Source organism: uncultured Tateyamaria sp. (genome assembly GCF_947487805.1).
In the GTDB taxonomy this organism is placed as follows: domain Bacteria; phylum Pseudomonadota; class Alphaproteobacteria; order Rhodobacterales; family Rhodobacteraceae; genus Tateyamaria.
Map to the genome: position 1 here is coordinate 916649 of NZ_CANKXW010000001.1, position 16295 is coordinate 932943.

The 16295-nt window shown below is 63.5% G+C and carries 10 protein-coding genes; 7 read left to right on the forward strand and 3 right to left on the reverse strand.

Features of this window, described 5'->3' with window-relative positions:
• The first annotated feature begins 59 nt into the window (after positions 1-59).
• Entirely contained in the window at positions 60-440 is a 381-nt protein-coding gene (locus Q0949_RS04650; protein ID WP_299369063.1) for a DUF3307 domain-containing protein, read from the forward strand.
• Here the strand turns inward: Q0949_RS04650 and Q0949_RS04655 are convergent, their stop codons facing one another.
• From Q0949_RS04655 to Q0949_RS04665, 3 genes are read right to left on the reverse strand one after another with little or no spacing between them, the layout of a single operon-like run.
• Entirely contained in the window at positions 441-2168 is a 1728-nt protein-coding gene (locus Q0949_RS04655; protein ID WP_299369065.1) for an adenylate/guanylate cyclase domain-containing protein, read from the reverse strand.
• Between the two features lie 55 nt (positions 2169-2223).
• The gene (locus Q0949_RS04660; RefSeq protein ID WP_299369067.1) at positions 2224-7077 is read right to left on the reverse strand and encodes a PKD domain-containing protein; all 4854 of its coding nucleotides are present in this window, start codon (positions 7075-7077) and stop codon (positions 2224-2226) included.
• A gap of 52 nt (positions 7078-7129) precedes the next feature.
• On the reverse strand, positions 7130-9463 hold the full coding sequence (locus Q0949_RS04665) for a FecR domain-containing protein (RefSeq protein WP_299369069.1): 2334 nt from the start codon (positions 9461-9463) through the stop codon (positions 7130-7132).
• Positions 9464-9869: 406 nt separating this feature from the next.
• Between Q0949_RS04665 and Q0949_RS04670 the strand changes: the two genes are divergently transcribed.
• The 6 genes from Q0949_RS04670 (at position 9870) to Q0949_RS04695 (ending at position 16295) form a co-directional block, all read left to right on the forward strand.
• Positions 9870-10982, forward strand: coding sequence for an S-(hydroxymethyl)glutathione dehydrogenase/class III alcohol dehydrogenase (locus tag Q0949_RS04670; protein WP_299369506.1), 1113 nt, complete (start codon positions 9870-9872; stop codon positions 10980-10982).
• Complete coding sequence (locus Q0949_RS04675; RefSeq protein ID WP_299369071.1) at positions 10979-11824, forward strand: hypothetical protein; 846 nt, start codon at positions 10979-10981, stop codon at positions 11822-11824. Before Q0949_RS04670 ends, Q0949_RS04675 begins: the two co-directional genes overlap by 4 nt.
• A gap of 96 nt (positions 11825-11920) precedes the next feature.
• On the forward strand, positions 11921-12385 hold the full coding sequence (locus Q0949_RS04680; protein ID WP_299369073.1) for a (2Fe-2S)-binding protein: 465 nt from the start codon (positions 11921-11923) through the stop codon (positions 12383-12385).
• Entirely contained in the window at positions 12382-14622 is a 2241-nt protein-coding gene (locus tag Q0949_RS04685) for a molybdopterin cofactor-binding domain-containing protein (protein ID WP_299369075.1), read from the forward strand. The genes Q0949_RS04680 and Q0949_RS04685 overlap by 4 nt, the downstream gene beginning before the upstream one ends.
• A 54-nt stretch (positions 14623-14676) precedes the next feature.
• Complete coding sequence (locus Q0949_RS04690; RefSeq protein WP_299369077.1) at positions 14677-15381, forward strand: GntR family transcriptional regulator; 705 nt, start codon at positions 14677-14679, stop codon at positions 15379-15381.
• Positions 15378-16295, forward strand: coding sequence for a dihydrodipicolinate synthase family protein (locus Q0949_RS04695; RefSeq protein ID WP_299369079.1), 918 nt, complete (start codon positions 15378-15380; stop codon positions 16293-16295). Before Q0949_RS04690 ends, Q0949_RS04695 begins: the two co-directional genes overlap by 4 nt.

Here is a 16295-nt window from a genome sequence, read left to right on the forward strand (position 1 = left end):
TTGCGGCATTCGATTTGCCCGCCTAGGATGCAGGTAATCGCCAGCGCAGAGGACCTTCCTTGGCCGATCCTGTTACATTCGTAATCGTGTTGCTGTTTCTGTTGCAAACCAAGCATCTGTTTGCGGACTTCTACTTGCAAACGCCCCGGATGCTCCGGGATAGGGGGCGGTATCTGCACTTTGGCAGGGTGCAGCACGCGGGATTGCATGCTGTTGGATCACTGGTTGCGATGGTCGTGGTGGGTGTGCCCGTGCCGTTGGCACTGGTCGTGGCCGTGGCGGAATGGGTTGTGCATTTCCACATCGATTTCGGCAAAGGTCGGTGGTCGGACCGTACGGGTCACGGACCGCATCAGGCAGGGTACTGGCGTGCCTTCGGCGTCGACCAGGCGCTGCATCAGTGGACCTATCTGCTCATGGTGTTGGCGGTGCTGCCCTGATCATTCGGCTGCGGCACGTTGCGCGCTGAGTGCTGCGAAATTCGGCACCGGGTCGGCATAGCCTTTCAACGGGATCGGATCGAGCGTTTCGAAAACCACATCATCCAAACCTTCGCCTGCCTCCCGCGTAGCACGATCGATCAGCACCTGACCGGGATCGGCTTTGGAACACAGCCGCGCGGACAGGTTCACAGTCGAACCCAGCACGGTATAGTCCATCCGGCTGGCCGCCCCCATCGCGCCCATGACAACCTCGCCCGAGGCCACGCCGATGCCTACGTGTAGGTTGTAATCGGGGAATTTCTCCAGCAGGGCCTGCATGGCATCGATGATCTGAACAGAACAGCAAATGGCGCGCCGTTCCATGTTCTCCCCTTCAAACACGGCAACAAGGGCGTCGCCGATGAACTTGTCGACATCGCCTTCGTGCTGCACCACGATCTTGTTCTGCGCCTCGAAATATTCGTTGAGCGCCTCGATCACCACCTCCGGGGCAACCCTTTCGGAAAACTCGGTATAGCCCCGGATATCGGTAAAGATCACTGACACCTTCTTGCGGACGCCGCCCCTCTCCATCCCCTCACCGGAGCTTTGGATGGCTGACATGGTGCCGTGGCTGACGAACTTCATCAGCTCCAGCCGTTCGCCCAGTTCGGCGATCATCCTGTTCACCCGCGTCGACAGCTGGCCCAGTTCGTCGCGCGATTTGACATTTGTGACCCGCGCGGCGAAGTCACCGGTGCCCACCTTTTCCACAGCCTCGCCGATACGCAGGATCGGACCGGTCAGGCGGCGGGCAAAGATCAGCGCGCCGACACTCGCCAGCGCAAAGCCAATCGAGCCGATGATCAGGATCTGCCGCGTGATGGCATTCACCACCGCATAGGCGCTTTCCTCGGTCAGTTCGGTGATGACAGCCCATGGAAACCAGTCGGGAAAGGCATAGGCCCCCAACACGTCGGTCCCGTCGGGGCGGGTATAGGTCTGGAGCGCATTGGCCCGTGCACCGGCCACGATCAGCGGCAGTGCCGATTGAACGATTTCGCGTTCGAGGATCAGTTCAGGGTCCGGCCCCAGCACCGTGCGCCCGGCCTGGTCGATTACGGTGATGTCGCCACGTTGTGCAAACGGGTGCTGCTGCACCAGCCGCGACAGAGATGACAGTTCGATCCGCGCGGTCAGCGTCACCTGCCGCCCCGCGATCTTGGTGTTGAGAGGCAGCGCGAGCGTTGCGATCCAGTTGCCGGTCTCTTCGAGCCGGGAAATCAGCGGGCGGCCGAACTGTCCGGTTTCGGCAATGTTGGTGATCAGGTCCGAGGACACTGTCAGCACCTGCACAGGATCAAGACCGGCATCCTCCAACCGCTGCGAAAACGCCTGATCGGTTGCCATGATGGGCAGGTTGCTGCCCGCGACGGCCAGCTGCATCGACACCACGTCCGGCAACTCTTGCAGGCCCAGCGTCAGCAGCGACACCTTTTGCGGCACATCCAGATCGTCGCTGTCGATCCCGTTGCGGATCACCATCAGGGGTGACAGCCAGCGCCCTTGATAGGTCGTGTCGAACTGCCCCTGCAATTGCGCGGCCACCGTCGTCAGATCCTCGTTCGCGGCCGACTTCAGCTCATCCCGGCTGAGGCGTTCGAGGTTCTGGCCCACGATCGCCAGCGGCGCCACGGCAAGCAGCGTTGCAAACAGGAAGAATTTGAGACGCAAGGGGAACCACATGGGCGGACCTTAGCCGATTCAGAGGGCCAACGATATGGCGGTATTGCAGACCTTTTCAGTTCCCCCGCGCGCGTGCATTGACTGTTGCGGTGTCGACACTTGAGCCGCTGGACAGGCCCGTCGTGTCGCTGGCCGTGACCGTCACCGTATAGGATCCCGGCGCGGAATATGCGTGGCGCACGATGGCCCCCGACGCGGTTGTCCCGTCGCCAAAGTCCCACTGAATGCTCAGCCCATGGCCATCCGCGTCCACTGCGTCGCTTGCATCAAAGACCACCACGTCATGGGCGGCCCCCACCGGTACATCGCGGTCCGGGCCCGCATCGACCGATGGGCTGGAGTTGACCAGCACGCGCAGCGTATCGGTGTCGGTGGCGCAGGCCGATCCGCTGTCATCGCGGGCCGAAAGTTCCACCGTGACCGGGCCACTGGCGTCAAAGCTACGCTCGACCTGCGCGCCGTTGAGGGTCACGCCGTCACTGAAGGTCCAGACATAGTCGATCAGCGCGCCATCGAGATCACCGGACGCCGAGGCGTCAAACTGCACCGCCTCGCCGGGATTGACGATCTGGTCCGGTCCCGCAATCGCGGTGGGTGTCGCGTTCACCCGCACATAGACTTCTTCGCTGCGACGGCTGTTGAGCAACCCCTTGCCGTCATCCAGCGACACCGTAACAGGATAGAGACCCGGCGCGCCAAAGCTGTGGGAGACCGAGGCCCCCGTGGCCGTCGTACCGTCACCAAAGCGCCAGGAGACGCTGGTGGTTTCGTCCACCGATACGGACCACGGCGTGGCAATGCCGGTGCAAATCTGTTGCGTGACCTCCAGTCCCACGGACGGGGCCGGGTTGACGGTAATCATCCGTTCGACCGTCACAGCAGAGTTGCCGACGCCCGCGTCGTCCATCACCGTCAGACGCAAGGTGTAGGTGCCCGGCGTGTTATAGGCATGTGCCACGGCCACACCGCTGGCGGTGGTCCCGTCGCCAAAGTCCCATGCGAACCCGGTAAGCGCACCGTCCGCATCGACGGACGCAGAGGCATCGAACACCGCCGCGGCGCCAACCGCAATCCGGTCAGGGCCATCAAGGCCCGCCATCGGCGCTTCGTTCACGATCACCTTGCGCCGGGTTTCCACCTTGTCGAGACCCGAGCTCAACCCTTCGAGACGTGTCACGAGGTTGGCAAAGTAGATGCCCGGTTCGGCAAAGACGTAGTCGACGCTGTCCCCCGTCGCCGTGCCGCCATCGGAGAATGTCCATTCCTGCGCCGTCACGGTTGCCCCGTCCAGATCGGTGACCTGCGCCACGAAAGTGGCGGGCAGGCCAGCTGCGGCGCGGTCCTCTGCGACAATCACCTGTTCCGGGGCTGGCAGGACCTGCACATTTGCGGTGTCGGTGTCGAGCGGGCTGCAATCACCCACGGCCTCGCCCTGAATGGTCAGGGTCACGGGATAATTGCCGGGGTTCTTGAACCGGTATTCGGGCCGTTCACCGCTGGCCGTGCCGCCGTCGCCCATGGTCCAGCTGAACGCGTTGACCGCGCCATCCGCATCCGTGGATCCCGAGCCGTCAAAGCGGACGGGCTGGTTGGTATAGACCACGAGGTCCTCGCCTGCGTTGGCAATCGGGCCTTCGCGCACCAGAACGGCAATGCGGTCCACGTCGCTGCCCCATTCGGTGCCCTTGCCGTTACGCACGCGCAGGGTCACAGGGTAGGCGCCGGGATTTTCATAGATCTTGGTTGGGTTGATCAGGTCAGAGGTACTGCCATCCCCGAAGTCCCAGGAATAGAGCAACAGACCGCCATCCGGATCGACACTGTCGGAGGCGTCAAACAGAATGGACTCGCCCGAGCACACATCCCGGTTGCCACCTGCATCCGCGAGGGGGCGCGCATTGACGACAACGGTGGTCGCATCAATGGCCGTCGCGTTGCTGAGGCCGGTGCCGTCGTTCACGCGCAGCGTGACCGGGAATTTGCCGGACCGGGGATACACATGCGTGACCGTGCGGCCCATGCGCGGCGCGGAGCCATCACCCATGTCCCAAGTATAGACCAGCGCGTCGCCATCCGCGTCGGCAGAGGCGGACGCGTCCACCGTCACCTGCAACACGTCGGTTTCGATGTTTGGCCCTGCTTCGGCCACGGGGGCGGCGTTCACGCGCACCGTCATGTCGTCGGCATCGGTGGAATTGGCCACGCCCGCCTGATCCGTGACAACCAGCTGCACGGACCATGTGCCCGGCGTGTCATAGCTGCGCGTGACCTGCGGTGTGGTCTGGGCGGGGAACCCGTCGTCGAATTCCCAAAGGTAGCTGACGATCTGGCCGTCGATGTCAAAGCTCTGGCTGGCATCCAGCACAACCGGATCACCCGGCGCGACCAGCAGGTTTGCACCCGCCTCGGCCACGGGGGCCGCATTTACAGTGATCAGGACATCGTCGTCGTCACGGGCCGCACCACCGGTAAAGCTGTCAAAGACCGACAGACCGATACGGTAGGTGCCCGGCTCGGAAATGGCGTAGCCGATCCGTTCCTGGTCCATGGTCGCTCCGCTGGGCAACTGCCATTCATATGCGCTGATCGCGCCATCGGGGTCGAGCGAGGACCGCGCGCTGAGCACGAATTCCTCGTCCGGGGCCACGACCTGCGGCGGGCCAGCATCGGCGATAGGTGTGGCGTTGACCGTCACCAGCATCGTGTCGCGGTTGGAATTGAGCGGCGCGCCGCTGGCGTCACGCACAACAAGCGCAACCTCGTAGATGCCGGGACGCGCAAAGGCGTGCACAGGGCGCGGACCGGTGGCCGTGCCACCATCGCCGAACCGCCATTCATAGGCCGAGATCGTGCCATCGGGGTCGACCGACCCGGTGCCATCGAATTGCACTTCGGACGCGGTCACGTATTGATCGGGGCCCGCATTGGCCACAGGCGCTGCGTCGATCACGATCTGCCGCGTGGTGCGCTGCGTGGCGGACGCCGTGCCGCTGTTGTCTGTCACGGTCAGGGCGACGGTATAGACGCCGGGCGCGGTCCACGCATAGCTGACAGCCTCCCCTTCGCCCATTGCGCCGTCACCGAATTCCCACAGATAGGACAGGATCACCCCATCGGCGTCGGTGCTACCCGACCCGTCAAGCAGTGCGGCCTCGCCCACGGATGCGGGGCGGTCGGGGATGACAATGGCCGGTTCTGGGGGCGAGTTGACGCCAATGACCAGCGTGTCGGAGGCCTGCGCATTGGCGACACCACTGTCATCCGTGACAGTCAGTGCAACGGTATAGCGGCCCGGTTCGGCGTATTGGTGCTGTACGGCGACACCGTTCAGCGTGGTGCCGTCGCCCATGTCCCAAACATAGGCGCCGACATTGCCGTCCACGTCATAGCTGGCCGATCCGTTGAGCGATACGGTCTGACCCACCTTGGCGGTCTGATCCGTGCCGGCCTCGGCCACGGGGGAGAAGTTCACCGTGATGTCGCGTGTTGCCACCCCAAAGTTACACGGATGCAGGCTGTCATCGCTGACGCGCAGGACCACGCGGTAGGCACCGGGTTGGGCATATTGCTTTTGCGCCAAGGGACCTTCGACCTGTTCGCCATCGCCAAAGGACCAGACATAGCGGGTGATCGGGCTGTCCGAGGGCTGCGACGCGGTGCCGTCAAAGGGGATCACCTCGCCCGGGGCCACGACAATGGCTGCACCCGGCTGGGCGACGGGGGCCGCGCGCACATGCACCGGCACCTCGACAGAGGCACCCGCACCGGGGCGGCCGCCCTCTTCGAGCACCTTAAGAATGGCGGTGTAGCGACCGGGCTGGTCATAAAGATGTGCGATCACCGGCTCGGCGGCGCTGTTGCCGTCGCCGAATTCCCAGACATAGGATAACGGATCGCGGCCGATCGACCGGCTGCCGTCAAAGGCGACTGACTGGCAATTGGCAAGCGGGCGGCCCGTGCCAACGGCAGTGGGGCGCGCGGGATCCAGCGTGCGGCGCGGCGGCATGTTCAGCGCAACGGGCGCGCCTGTGCCATCAAACACGGCGACGGTCACATCATTGGGCGTCTCGAACCCTTCGGCAAGGCTAAGCGCGAGGTTGTCCTCGCTGGTGTCGACGCTGTCGACGGTCCAGAAATCCTGACCCGAGACCTGCACGCGCAGGTCCTCGTAGTCGGTGACGATCGCGATGTCGCCATTTGCGGCATCGAAGCTCTGGACCGAATAGGGCCCCTGGGTGCCTTCAAAACCCACGCGGGTCGCGGTGCCTGCGCGGGTCCAGCGGATCGTCGGCTGATAGGAAAACAGTTGCAGACCATCAGGCGCGCGATCCCGGTCACGGGCGCGGCTGACATTTACAGAGAACCCGTTGCCGTCATTGCCGCGTGTGCCCTCAACATCGATGCGGAAATAAGACCGCCCGCCTAGTTGCTCGCCCTGCCGGGCGCGGACGGCGCCCAGCGTGACCCAGCGCCCATCGGTATTGCGGTCACTGTCATATGCGCGTTCAAGCACGACGCGGCCGGGGCCTGTTACGGGGAAATCAGGGCGCGCACGGTCGGCACGCGCGCGGTCTTCGACCATCTCCGGCCGGTCGGCTGCTGAAAACGCACCATCGGCGCCAAAAACACGGAAGGTGGTGACCGAATCGCGCGGCCCGCCATAGGTGAAATCATCCTGACCGAAGATCTCGGGGTCAAACAGGCGCACGAACACACGCCCCGACGTGTCAGACGGGATGGAAAAGAAGATCTGCTCGCGCCGATCCACGTCACCCTCGCGGGTCTGCGCCTGGGCGCCATAGACGACGATCAAGCCCTCATCGACGGACTGGGCCGCCGCAGGCAAGGCCGTCACCATCAACATCATGGCCAAAACACGCCCAATACTGCGCATCGCAATCCCCATCATTCTTCGTCCTCCAAGGTTCGGCGCCGCGCAGATGCGGCACCGTCCCACCCAGTCACCGGAACGCAGCGTTCCCGGCGTAATCTTCAATCACCACTTCGATCAGTTGCAGCGCGCCCGGCTCCGGCGGCAGGGCCGCCCGGCACACGCCAGACGTCGCATCGCAGCGCAGGAACCCTTCGCGTTCGGCGTCGCCCACCTGCAGCAAGTAGGATGCCGCCTGCCGCAGCCCGCTGGCATCGCTGGCCACGACCGTGATTTCGATCGGGCCGCCTGCGCCATTTGGCCGACCGACATTGACCGATTGCACTTCGGGCGGATCAATGTCGTAGAGCGTCTGTAAGCGCGAGGCGCTGACATTGCCCACGGCATCCGTCGCCACGAGGTCAAACAGGTTCAAGCCCGGTGCGAGGCTGAGCGAAAAGGCAAAGCGCCCCGCGTCCATCGGCACATCCACCCCGTTGATCGTCAATTCGGTCGCATCACCGGCGCTGCCGATCAGCTCAATCTCGTCCTGATCCGTGGCCTTGGGCGGCGGACTATCCAAGGCGGTTTCGGGCGCTGTCCGGTCACGAACGGCCTCAAAGTCGAGCCGCCCTTCGATCAGGCCCGTGGGCCCGAGCACCGCAATCGTGTAGCCGCGCGGCGTTTCCTCGGCGGGAACCGAAAAACTGATCGCGCCGGCAGCAGCAACCACGGTCCGCAGGATCTCTGTGCCACCACTTTGCACCAGTACGTCCGCCCCCTGTGCCGCATTCGAGGCCGCGAAGACCGACAGTTCGGCAGACCGCGTCGCCAGAGCAGGGCCAACACGGGGCAGAGCAGGGGACAGGCTGACGTCGATCTGTGCAGCGGGGCGGTACACGACTGTCTGCGCGGTCGCACTTTCGTTGCCCGCGGGATCAATTGCCCGCAAGGTCAGGATGTTGGGCCCAGGCGTCAAAGCTGTATCGAGGATAAAGCTGCCATCAGAACCCAGCGGCACGGGCGTGCCATTCAACTCGACCACCGCATCGGGTTCGGAGGCCCCGAAAATCTCGATCCGCGGTTCTGTCACGATCTCCCCGTCACCGGGGGCAAGCAAGGTCAGGAACGGCGGCGTCTTGTCCACGCGCAGGGTGAAAGATTGCGGCACGCTCCATTGTCCGGGCAGACCCAGACGGTCCAGCGCGGCGACACGCCAGTGATAGGTGCGCGGCGGCAGGGCCTCGGTGTCAAAGGTGGTCCCGCGCACGCCCCATTCGGACACCTGCATCTGGTTAAAGCCGGGATCCAGCGCGACTTCGACCCAATAGGCCTCGGCGTCGGCAAATGCCGACCAGCCCAGCGGTGCAAACCCGTCATAAAGGATCGCGCCCAAATCGGGTGAAACCAGCGATGGTGCGTCCAGCACCGCGGCGCGCTCCGCGCCGGACGCAGTCAACACCAGCCCCTCGTTTTCATTGACCTGGATAGTCTCGTTGCCGTCCTTGATCTCGAGCGCGGGCGTGTCGTAGTTGACGAAACGCGCGCCGCTGGAATCGTTCTTGATCCAGAAATCGCCGGAATTGGTTGTCGTCTCCACGCCGGGTACATCGACCTCAAAGGCGGTCTTTTCCGACAATTGGTTGAGCAACGCATAAAAATCCCCGTTCACGAGGCTCACCTTGGTCACTTCGGTTCCGGTCAACGGGTCTGAACGCATTCGCTGGATCGTGGCGTTTGAATTGGCGTTCAGCCGCAATCGGCTGAGGTCCCGGAATGTGACCTGTGTGGTACTGTCGGACAGGGTGCGTACGCGTTCGAATTCGACCAGCACATCGTTCAGGCCACGCCCGCTCCAGCGGGGTTCCTGCGGCGCGCGCCCTTCGACATCGCCTTGCACATCCGACACGACCGCCTCGGCGGACCGGTCCCGCTGCGCGATCGAGATATCGAGCGCCTCCATCGCCAGCAATGTGGCAATGTCCGACAGGTCGACGACCTCGACCCATGCGCCGACCTCGCGCCGCCCCACAGCCGCTTCGCGATTCTCCAGTGCTTCGCCGATTTCCTGCGGCGCGAACACCTGCGCGCCTTCCGCGTTGGCGGCCTGGATGGCGGCCAGTGCCTCGGCCAAGGCCGCATCTGCCGCGCGGACCTGCTTCACCGGCAGTTGGAGTGCAGTACCTGGCACGACGGCCGCCGGAGATGAGATTGCGTTCAACTCAAGTACATAAGGCCACAGATCGGGATCATTCAGGAAATCTCCCACGATGCCGCGTAGCGTGTCATTCTCTCCGAAAACCACCGTCTCCAATGGCGCGTTCAGATCTGCGGATTGCGCGACGCCTTGCGCTGCAACGGCAGAAAATACGCCGGCAAACAGAACGCGTTTCAGCGCTGAAATCGCTTGTTCAAAACCACGCAAACCGTTTCCCCCAGTTTTTAGGCGTGACAAAAATCGTAATATTCTTGGTTAATGACGAAAGTGTCGTAGGGGCAGGCACACCTGGCAAGTCATTATTTCATGACTTGCAGTTCACTGTCGCGTGACGTGCAACGTGCAGACGAAAAGACGTCAAATTGTATCAAATTGACGAACAGTTCCCGCATGAGGTGTGAGCCGGCAGGTCAAGTCGTATGAAGCACGCGTCCGCGTGCAGGTGGGTTTTCTACCCATGATTGGTGGCGAAACCGCGGAACTTCAATCTGAGTCGACGATTTCAAAAGGGAATTTCTGGTCCATATTTTTCCACGGCAAGGCTGCAAACCATTGACACATGCGGCGCGCATTGCCCTTGATGCGGACAAAGGAACAGGGAGACAATGGCATGATGAAAACCCGCGCCGCCGTAGCCGTCGAGGCTGGCAAACCGCTCGAAATCATGGAGGTCAATCTGGATGGCCCCCGCAAGGGAGAGGTTCTGGTCGAGATCAAGGCGACCGGATTGTGCCATACGGATGAGTTTACCCGGTCGGGTGCGGATCCCGAGGGGATCTTTCCGGCTATTCTGGGCCATGAAGGCGCGGGCGTCGTGATCGAGGTTGGCGAGGGCGTCACGACGCTCGAAGTCGGGGACCACGTCATCCCGCTTTACACGCCGGAATGTCGCGAATGCGAATACTGCCTGAACCCCAAGACGAACCTGTGCCAGAAGGTGCGCGCGACCCAAGGGCAGGGGCTCTTGCCCGATGGCTCTACCCGGTTCTCCATGCTCGATGGCACGCCCATTCACCACTACATGGGCTGTTCGACCTTTGCCAATCACACGGTGGTTCCGGAAATCGCTCTGGCCAAGGTCCGCAAGGACGCGCCGTTCGACAAGATCTGCTACATCGGTTGTGGCGTGACCACCGGCATCGGGGCGGTGATCAACACGGCCAAGGTCGAAATCGGCAGCCGGTGCATCGTGTTCGGTCTCGGCGGCATCGGTCTCAACGTCATTCAGGGGCTGAAACTGGCAGGCTGCGACCAGATCGTCGGTGTCGACCTCAATGACGGCAAGGTCGAGATGGCCGAGCATTTCGGCATGACCGATTTCGTGAACCCTTCGAAAGTCGACGGCGACATGGTGGCTCATCTGGTCGAACTGACCGGGGGCGGGGCCGACTATACCTTTGATGCGACGGGCAACGTCGACGTCATGCGCACGGCGCTCGAGGCCGCGCACAAAGGCTGGGGCGAGAGCATCATCATCGGCGTGGCACCCGCAGGCGCCGAAATCTCGACCCGTCCCTTCCAGCTGGTCACAGGCCGCGTCTGGCGCGGCACGGCCTTTGGCGGGGCCAAGGGCCGCACTGACGTGCCCAAGATCGTGGACTGGTACATGGACGGCAAGATCGAGATTGACCCGATGATCACCCACAAACTGACCCTCGACGAGATTAATCACGGCTTTGATCTGATGCACGAGGGCAAATCGATCCGCGCGGTTGTCGAATTTTGACACCGCAAAGCTTTGTCGTCCTGCATGACGTGGTGACAGGCGACGAAGAGGTCGTGTACGAAACGCCCGATCTGATCGAGGCGCCGAACTGGTCCCCCTGCGGGACCTTTTTGGTGCTTAACGGGTCGGGCCGGGTGTTCCGCTTTGATCTGGGCACGGGGCGGGTGCAGCCTATCGACACCGGGCCGTTGACCCACCTGAATAACGATCACGGGATTTCGCCGGACGGCACGACGCTGCTGGTCAGCGAAAGCCCCGCACGCGGCACTTCCTGTATCTATGCGCTGCCTATTACCGGCGGCACACCGCGCCGCATCACGGATCTGGTCCCGTCTTATTTCCACGGCTGGTCGCCAGATGGCGCGACGATCACCTATACAGCGCGCCGGAATGGCGTGTTCCACATCTGCACCTGTCCACTCGCGGGCGGGGCCGAGACGCGGCTGACCGGCGGGCCCGGGCATCGCGACGGCCCTGATTACGCCGCGGATGGGCAGTGGATCTGGTTCAACTCCGACCACCACGGGCAGACGCCGGACATCTGGCGCATCCGGACCGACGGGCGCGATCTGCAACAGATTACCGACGACGCCCTGGTAAACTGGTTTCCGCATCCGTCCCCTGACGGGCAACATGTGCTGTACCTGGCGTATCCCAAAGACGTGCTGGGCCACCCCCGCGGGCAGGAGGTCTCGCTGAACCTGATGCCCCAATCCGGTGGAGCCGCGCGAACGGTCGCGGCCTTTTACGGTGGGCAGGGATCGATCAATGTTCCCAACTGGTCGCCCGACGCACGCCACTTTGCCTATGTCCGATACGCACGACCTGACGTCACTTCGTAGGCGTGGCGCGATTTTCATGTCCATTGGCGCGATCCGCGACTTTTGACTTTGTTTCCGGGTGTTATCTGTCAGCCGAGGCAGTCAACCGAGGGCAAAATGAAGCTGAACGTCAATGGCCGTGACCACGAAGTCGATGTCGAACCGGACATGCCCCTGTTGTGGGTGCTGCGGGACGAGCTGAAAATCAAGGGCGTCAAATACGGGTGCGGGGTCTCCCAATGCGGGGCGTGCACGGTGCACATCGACGGAGAGGCCGTCCGGTCCTGCCAGACCGCTGCCGCGGATGTCTGGGACCCGGTCACCACGATCGAAGGGCTGGGCAACCCTGAAAACCTGCACGCGGTTCAGGCCGCGTGGCTGTCGCATCAGGTTGCGCAATGCGGGTACTGTCAGGCGGGCCAGATGATGCAGGCCGCCGCCCTGCTGGCGGAAAATCCTGCGCCCACGGATGACGACATCGACACCGCCATGTCTGGCAACCTGTGCCGCTGCGGCACCTATCCCCGCATCCGCGCCGCGATCAAGACCGCCGCCGCGGCAATCGCGGAGGCCAGGGAATGAGCCGCGTAGGAACCATCGCCCGCCGCAGCTTTCTGATCGGATCGGTCGCCGTTGCAGGTGGCGTCGCCTTTGGGGCCTACGCCTACCGCCGCCCGGTCCCGAACCCGCTGCTGGACCAGATTGGCCCCGAAAGTGCTGCGATCACGCCCTATGTGCGCATTGATGCGGGCGGGATCACCCTGATCACGCCACGTGCGGACAGCGGGCAGGGGGCCTATTCGGTGCAAGCCGCCCTGATCGCCGAAGAACTGGATGTCACCCTCGACCAGATCACCGCGGACCCCGGCTTGCCCGGCCCGGCCTATTACAACACTGCGCTGGCCAATGACGCGGCACCCTTCGCGGCCACGGATGACGGGCTGGTCGCTAACTCGGCTCGCGGCTTCATGGATGTGATGATCAAACTTCTGGGCCTGCAAATCACCGGCGGCTCGACCACGGTGCCCGACAGTTTCGAAAAACTGCGCATGGCCGGGGCTGTGGCGCGCGAGACACTCAAGGCAGCGGCCGCACGACAAACAGGTATCCCCGTCGGCGACCTGCGCACACAGGACGGCGCCGTGCTGCTGCCCGATGGGCAGGCTTTGCCCTATACGACCCTAGCGCCCGTGGCCGCGGACATTGACCCGGTCACGGATGTCACCCTGCGGGATCCGTCGCAATGGCGGCTTGTCGGCCGTGCTGTAACACGGCTGGACATGGTCGCGAAATCAACCGGCACCCAAGCCTATGGCATCGACCTCGAACTGGACGGCATGGTGCACGCAACGGTGCGCACGAACCCGCGGCGCGGGGGGGCGATGTTGGACTTTGACGCGACAGCGGCGGAAACCATGCGCGGGGTCAGGGCCGTTCTGCCCATCACGGGCGGCGTCGCGGTTGTGGCCGACAACACGTGGCGCGCGATTCAGGCCGTGAATGCCATCGACATCACCTGGGGCGACGCGCCCTATCCGCCAGAGATGGACGCACATTGGGCCGCGCTGGAAAACAGCTTTGACGAAAGCGCCCGCGACAGTCGCAGGCGCGATGACGGCGACGTCGATGCGGCATTGGCCAAAGGTCCCGTTGTCTCCGCCACCTACCGCGCTCCCTATCTGGCCCACGCCCCGCTCGAGCCGATCTCGGCCACCGTGCAGGTCACGCCCGACCGCGTCGATGTCTGGACCGGCACACAGATTCCCCGCTTTGTGCAGACCAACGTGGCGCGCATCGTCAACAGGGACCCCGATCAGGTCTTTGTCCACGTGCAGATGATGGGCGGCAGCTTCGGGCACCGCCTCGAAGACCGCGTCGTGCGCGAGGCCGCCGAGATTGCCGCGCAACTGCCCGGCACGCCGGTCAAGCTGACCTACAGCCGCGAAGAGGACATGACCCATGACGACACCCGCCAGATCGCCATGGCGCGCGGGCGCGGAACGGTCCGCGACGGTCGGGTCGAGACGATGGACCTGGGCATCGCCATGCCCTCGATCATCGCAAGCCAGATGGGCCGCCAGGGCCTGCCCGTGCCTGGCCCCGACATGCAGATCGTCGCAGGCGCTTGGGACCAGCCAATGCGCATCCCCAATTGCCGCGTGACCGGTTACCGCGCACCCGAACTCGCACCTATCAGTTCCTGGCGGTCGGTCGGGGCATCTACGAATGGGTTCTTCCACGACGTATTCCTTGATGAATTGATCCACGCCGCGGGCGCGGACCCGATGGAGGAACGCTTGCGCCTGTGCTGGCATGACCCCTCGCGCAAAACGCTGGAGGCCGTGGCAGAGATGTCGAACTGGGGTGCGCCACCCGCGCCGGGCGTGGGCCGCGGTGTCGCCTTCTGCATGTCCTTTGGCGTGCCCGCGGCCGAAGTCATCGAGGTGACCCAGACGACAGATGGCATCCGCATCGACAATGTCTGGGCCGCGCTGGATGTGGGTCGGGTCGTCGATCCGGTCAATTTCGAAAACAACGTGCAGGGCGGTGTGGTCTGGGCGCTGGGTCACGCGATCAACTCGGAAATTACCTATGCCGACGGCCAGGTCGAGCAGGTGAATTATTACGACGCAGAAGGGATGCGGATGTATCAAGCGCCGAACATAATGGTGCGCGGGCTGGAAAACGGCGACCAGGTCCGTGGGGTCGGGGAACCGATGGTGCCCCCTGCGGCGGCGGCCTTGTCCAATGCGATCTTTGCCGCGACCGGCCAACGCATCCGCGAAATGCCAATGAACCGGTTCATCGATTTCGTCTAGTCGCGCGGGAAGAACGGACTCGCACCGTCGGTATTTGGTTTGTATACAATATGTATGCAAGCTGATTCTTCACCCAAGGATCGCGTCTACGCGACACTCGTCTCAAACATCCTGACCCTGGACCTGCGCCCCGGTGCCGATCTGGACGAAACGCGCCTGTGCGCCGAATTCGGCCTGTCCCGCACCCCGATGCGCGAGGTGCTGCGCCAGCTGGCGGGCGAGGGCTATGTCACGCTGCGCCAGAACCGTGGGGCGCAGGTGTCAGAGATGTCGCAAACCTCCTTGCGCGCGTTCTTTATCGCGGCCCCGATGATCTACAGCGCGATCCTGCAACTGGCCGCGACCCACCGCAGTGCCGACCAGATCGACACGCTGCGCGCGGCACAGGCCGCGTTCTGCACGGCGCTTGACGATGGAGATGCGGCCAAGCGTGCGCTGGCAAATATCCAGTTTCACCGTGTGACAGGCGATATGTCGGACAACCTCTATCTCAGCCCCAGTTTCAATCGGCTGCTGCTTGATCATGCCCGCATCTCGATAACCTTTTACGCGCCCCAAGACGCCACCCAACAGCGCAACATCGACACGGCCCGCACGCAACATGAGGCCATCATCGACGCAATTGTTGCGCGTGACGCCCAGGCGGCGGGCGATCTTGCCATCGCCCATTGGCAGCTGTCGCGCGACGAGATTGAGAAATATGTCATGCCCGGTGCGCTCGATGTGCCGCTGGGCACCACCGCAAGGAGTGCCGGATGACACCGAAGATGGAATTCAACGGGATCTACACGCCCGTCGTGACCCCGTTCAACGCCGATTATACCCATGATTTCGGGGCGTTGCAGGCCGTTCTTGATCATCTGATCGGAGCCGGCGTGCACGGGATCATCACGGGCGGATCGACGGGCGAGAACTATGCCATGACTGTGGACGAACGCCTGGCCGTCGCACGCGAGACGGTGCGGATCGTGGCGGGCCGCGTGCCAGTTATCATGGGCACCGGTGCGATGCTGCCCGCCGACAGCATGGCCCTCGCGCTGGGCGGCAAGGAGATGGGCGCGGACGCGCTGCTCGTGGCCACTCCCCCCTATGCCGTGCCGACGGACCGGGAAAATGCGCTCAATACACTGGCCATCGACAAGGCGGCGGACTTGCCCATCATGCTCTACAACTATCCGGGCCGGATGGGTGTCAACATGGGCGAAGAGTTCCTCGACCGCGTCGGTCGCAGCCGCAACGTCTGCGCCATCAAGGAAAGCTCCGGCGATATCAATCGCGTGCACCTGCTGGCGCGCGATTACCCACATATCCAGATGTCCTGCGGCATGGACGACCAGGCGCTCGAGTTCTTTGCGTGGGGCGCGCGCAGCTGGGTCTGCGGCGGCTCGAATTTCCTGCCGGACGAACATCTCGCCCTGTGGCGCGCGTGCGCGGTCGAGGGCAATTTCGACAAGGGCCGCCGCATCATGTCCGCCATGATGCCGCTGATGCGGGTGCTGGAACAGGGGGGCAAGTTCGTGCAGTCGATCAAGTACGGCGTGACCTGCCAGGGCATCGACACCGGCGCAATAAGACCGCCGCTCAAGGCCTTGAACAAAGACGACAAACGCGCGCTGGAACAGGTGATCCGCGTGCTGAAAACCACCATCGCCGCCATCGAACAGGAGGGCTGA

Coding starts and splice junctions, on each gene's coding strand:
- Q0949_RS04660 (WP_299369067.1), bottom strand. CDS start 7,077: ATGATGGGGATTGCGATGCGCAGTATTGGGCGTGTTTTGGCCATGATG.
- Q0949_RS04655 (WP_299369065.1), bottom strand. CDS start 2,168: ATGTGGTTCCCCTTGCGTCTCAAATTCTTCCTGTTTGCAACGCTGCTT.
- Q0949_RS04690 (WP_299369077.1), top strand. CDS start 14,677: ATGCAAGCTGATTCTTCACCCAAGGATCGCGTCTACGCGACACTCGTC.
- Q0949_RS04670 (WP_299369506.1), top strand. CDS start 9,870: ATGAAAACCCGCGCCGCCGTAGCCGTCGAGGCTGGCAAACCGCTCGAA.
- Q0949_RS04685 (WP_299369075.1), top strand. CDS start 12,382: ATGAGCCGCGTAGGAACCATCGCCCGCCGCAGCTTTCTGATCGGATCG.
- Q0949_RS04695 (WP_299369079.1), top strand. CDS start 15,378: ATGACACCGAAGATGGAATTCAACGGGATCTACACGCCCGTCGTGACC.
- Q0949_RS04680 (WP_299369073.1), top strand. CDS start 11,921: ATGAAGCTGAACGTCAATGGCCGTGACCACGAAGTCGATGTCGAACCG.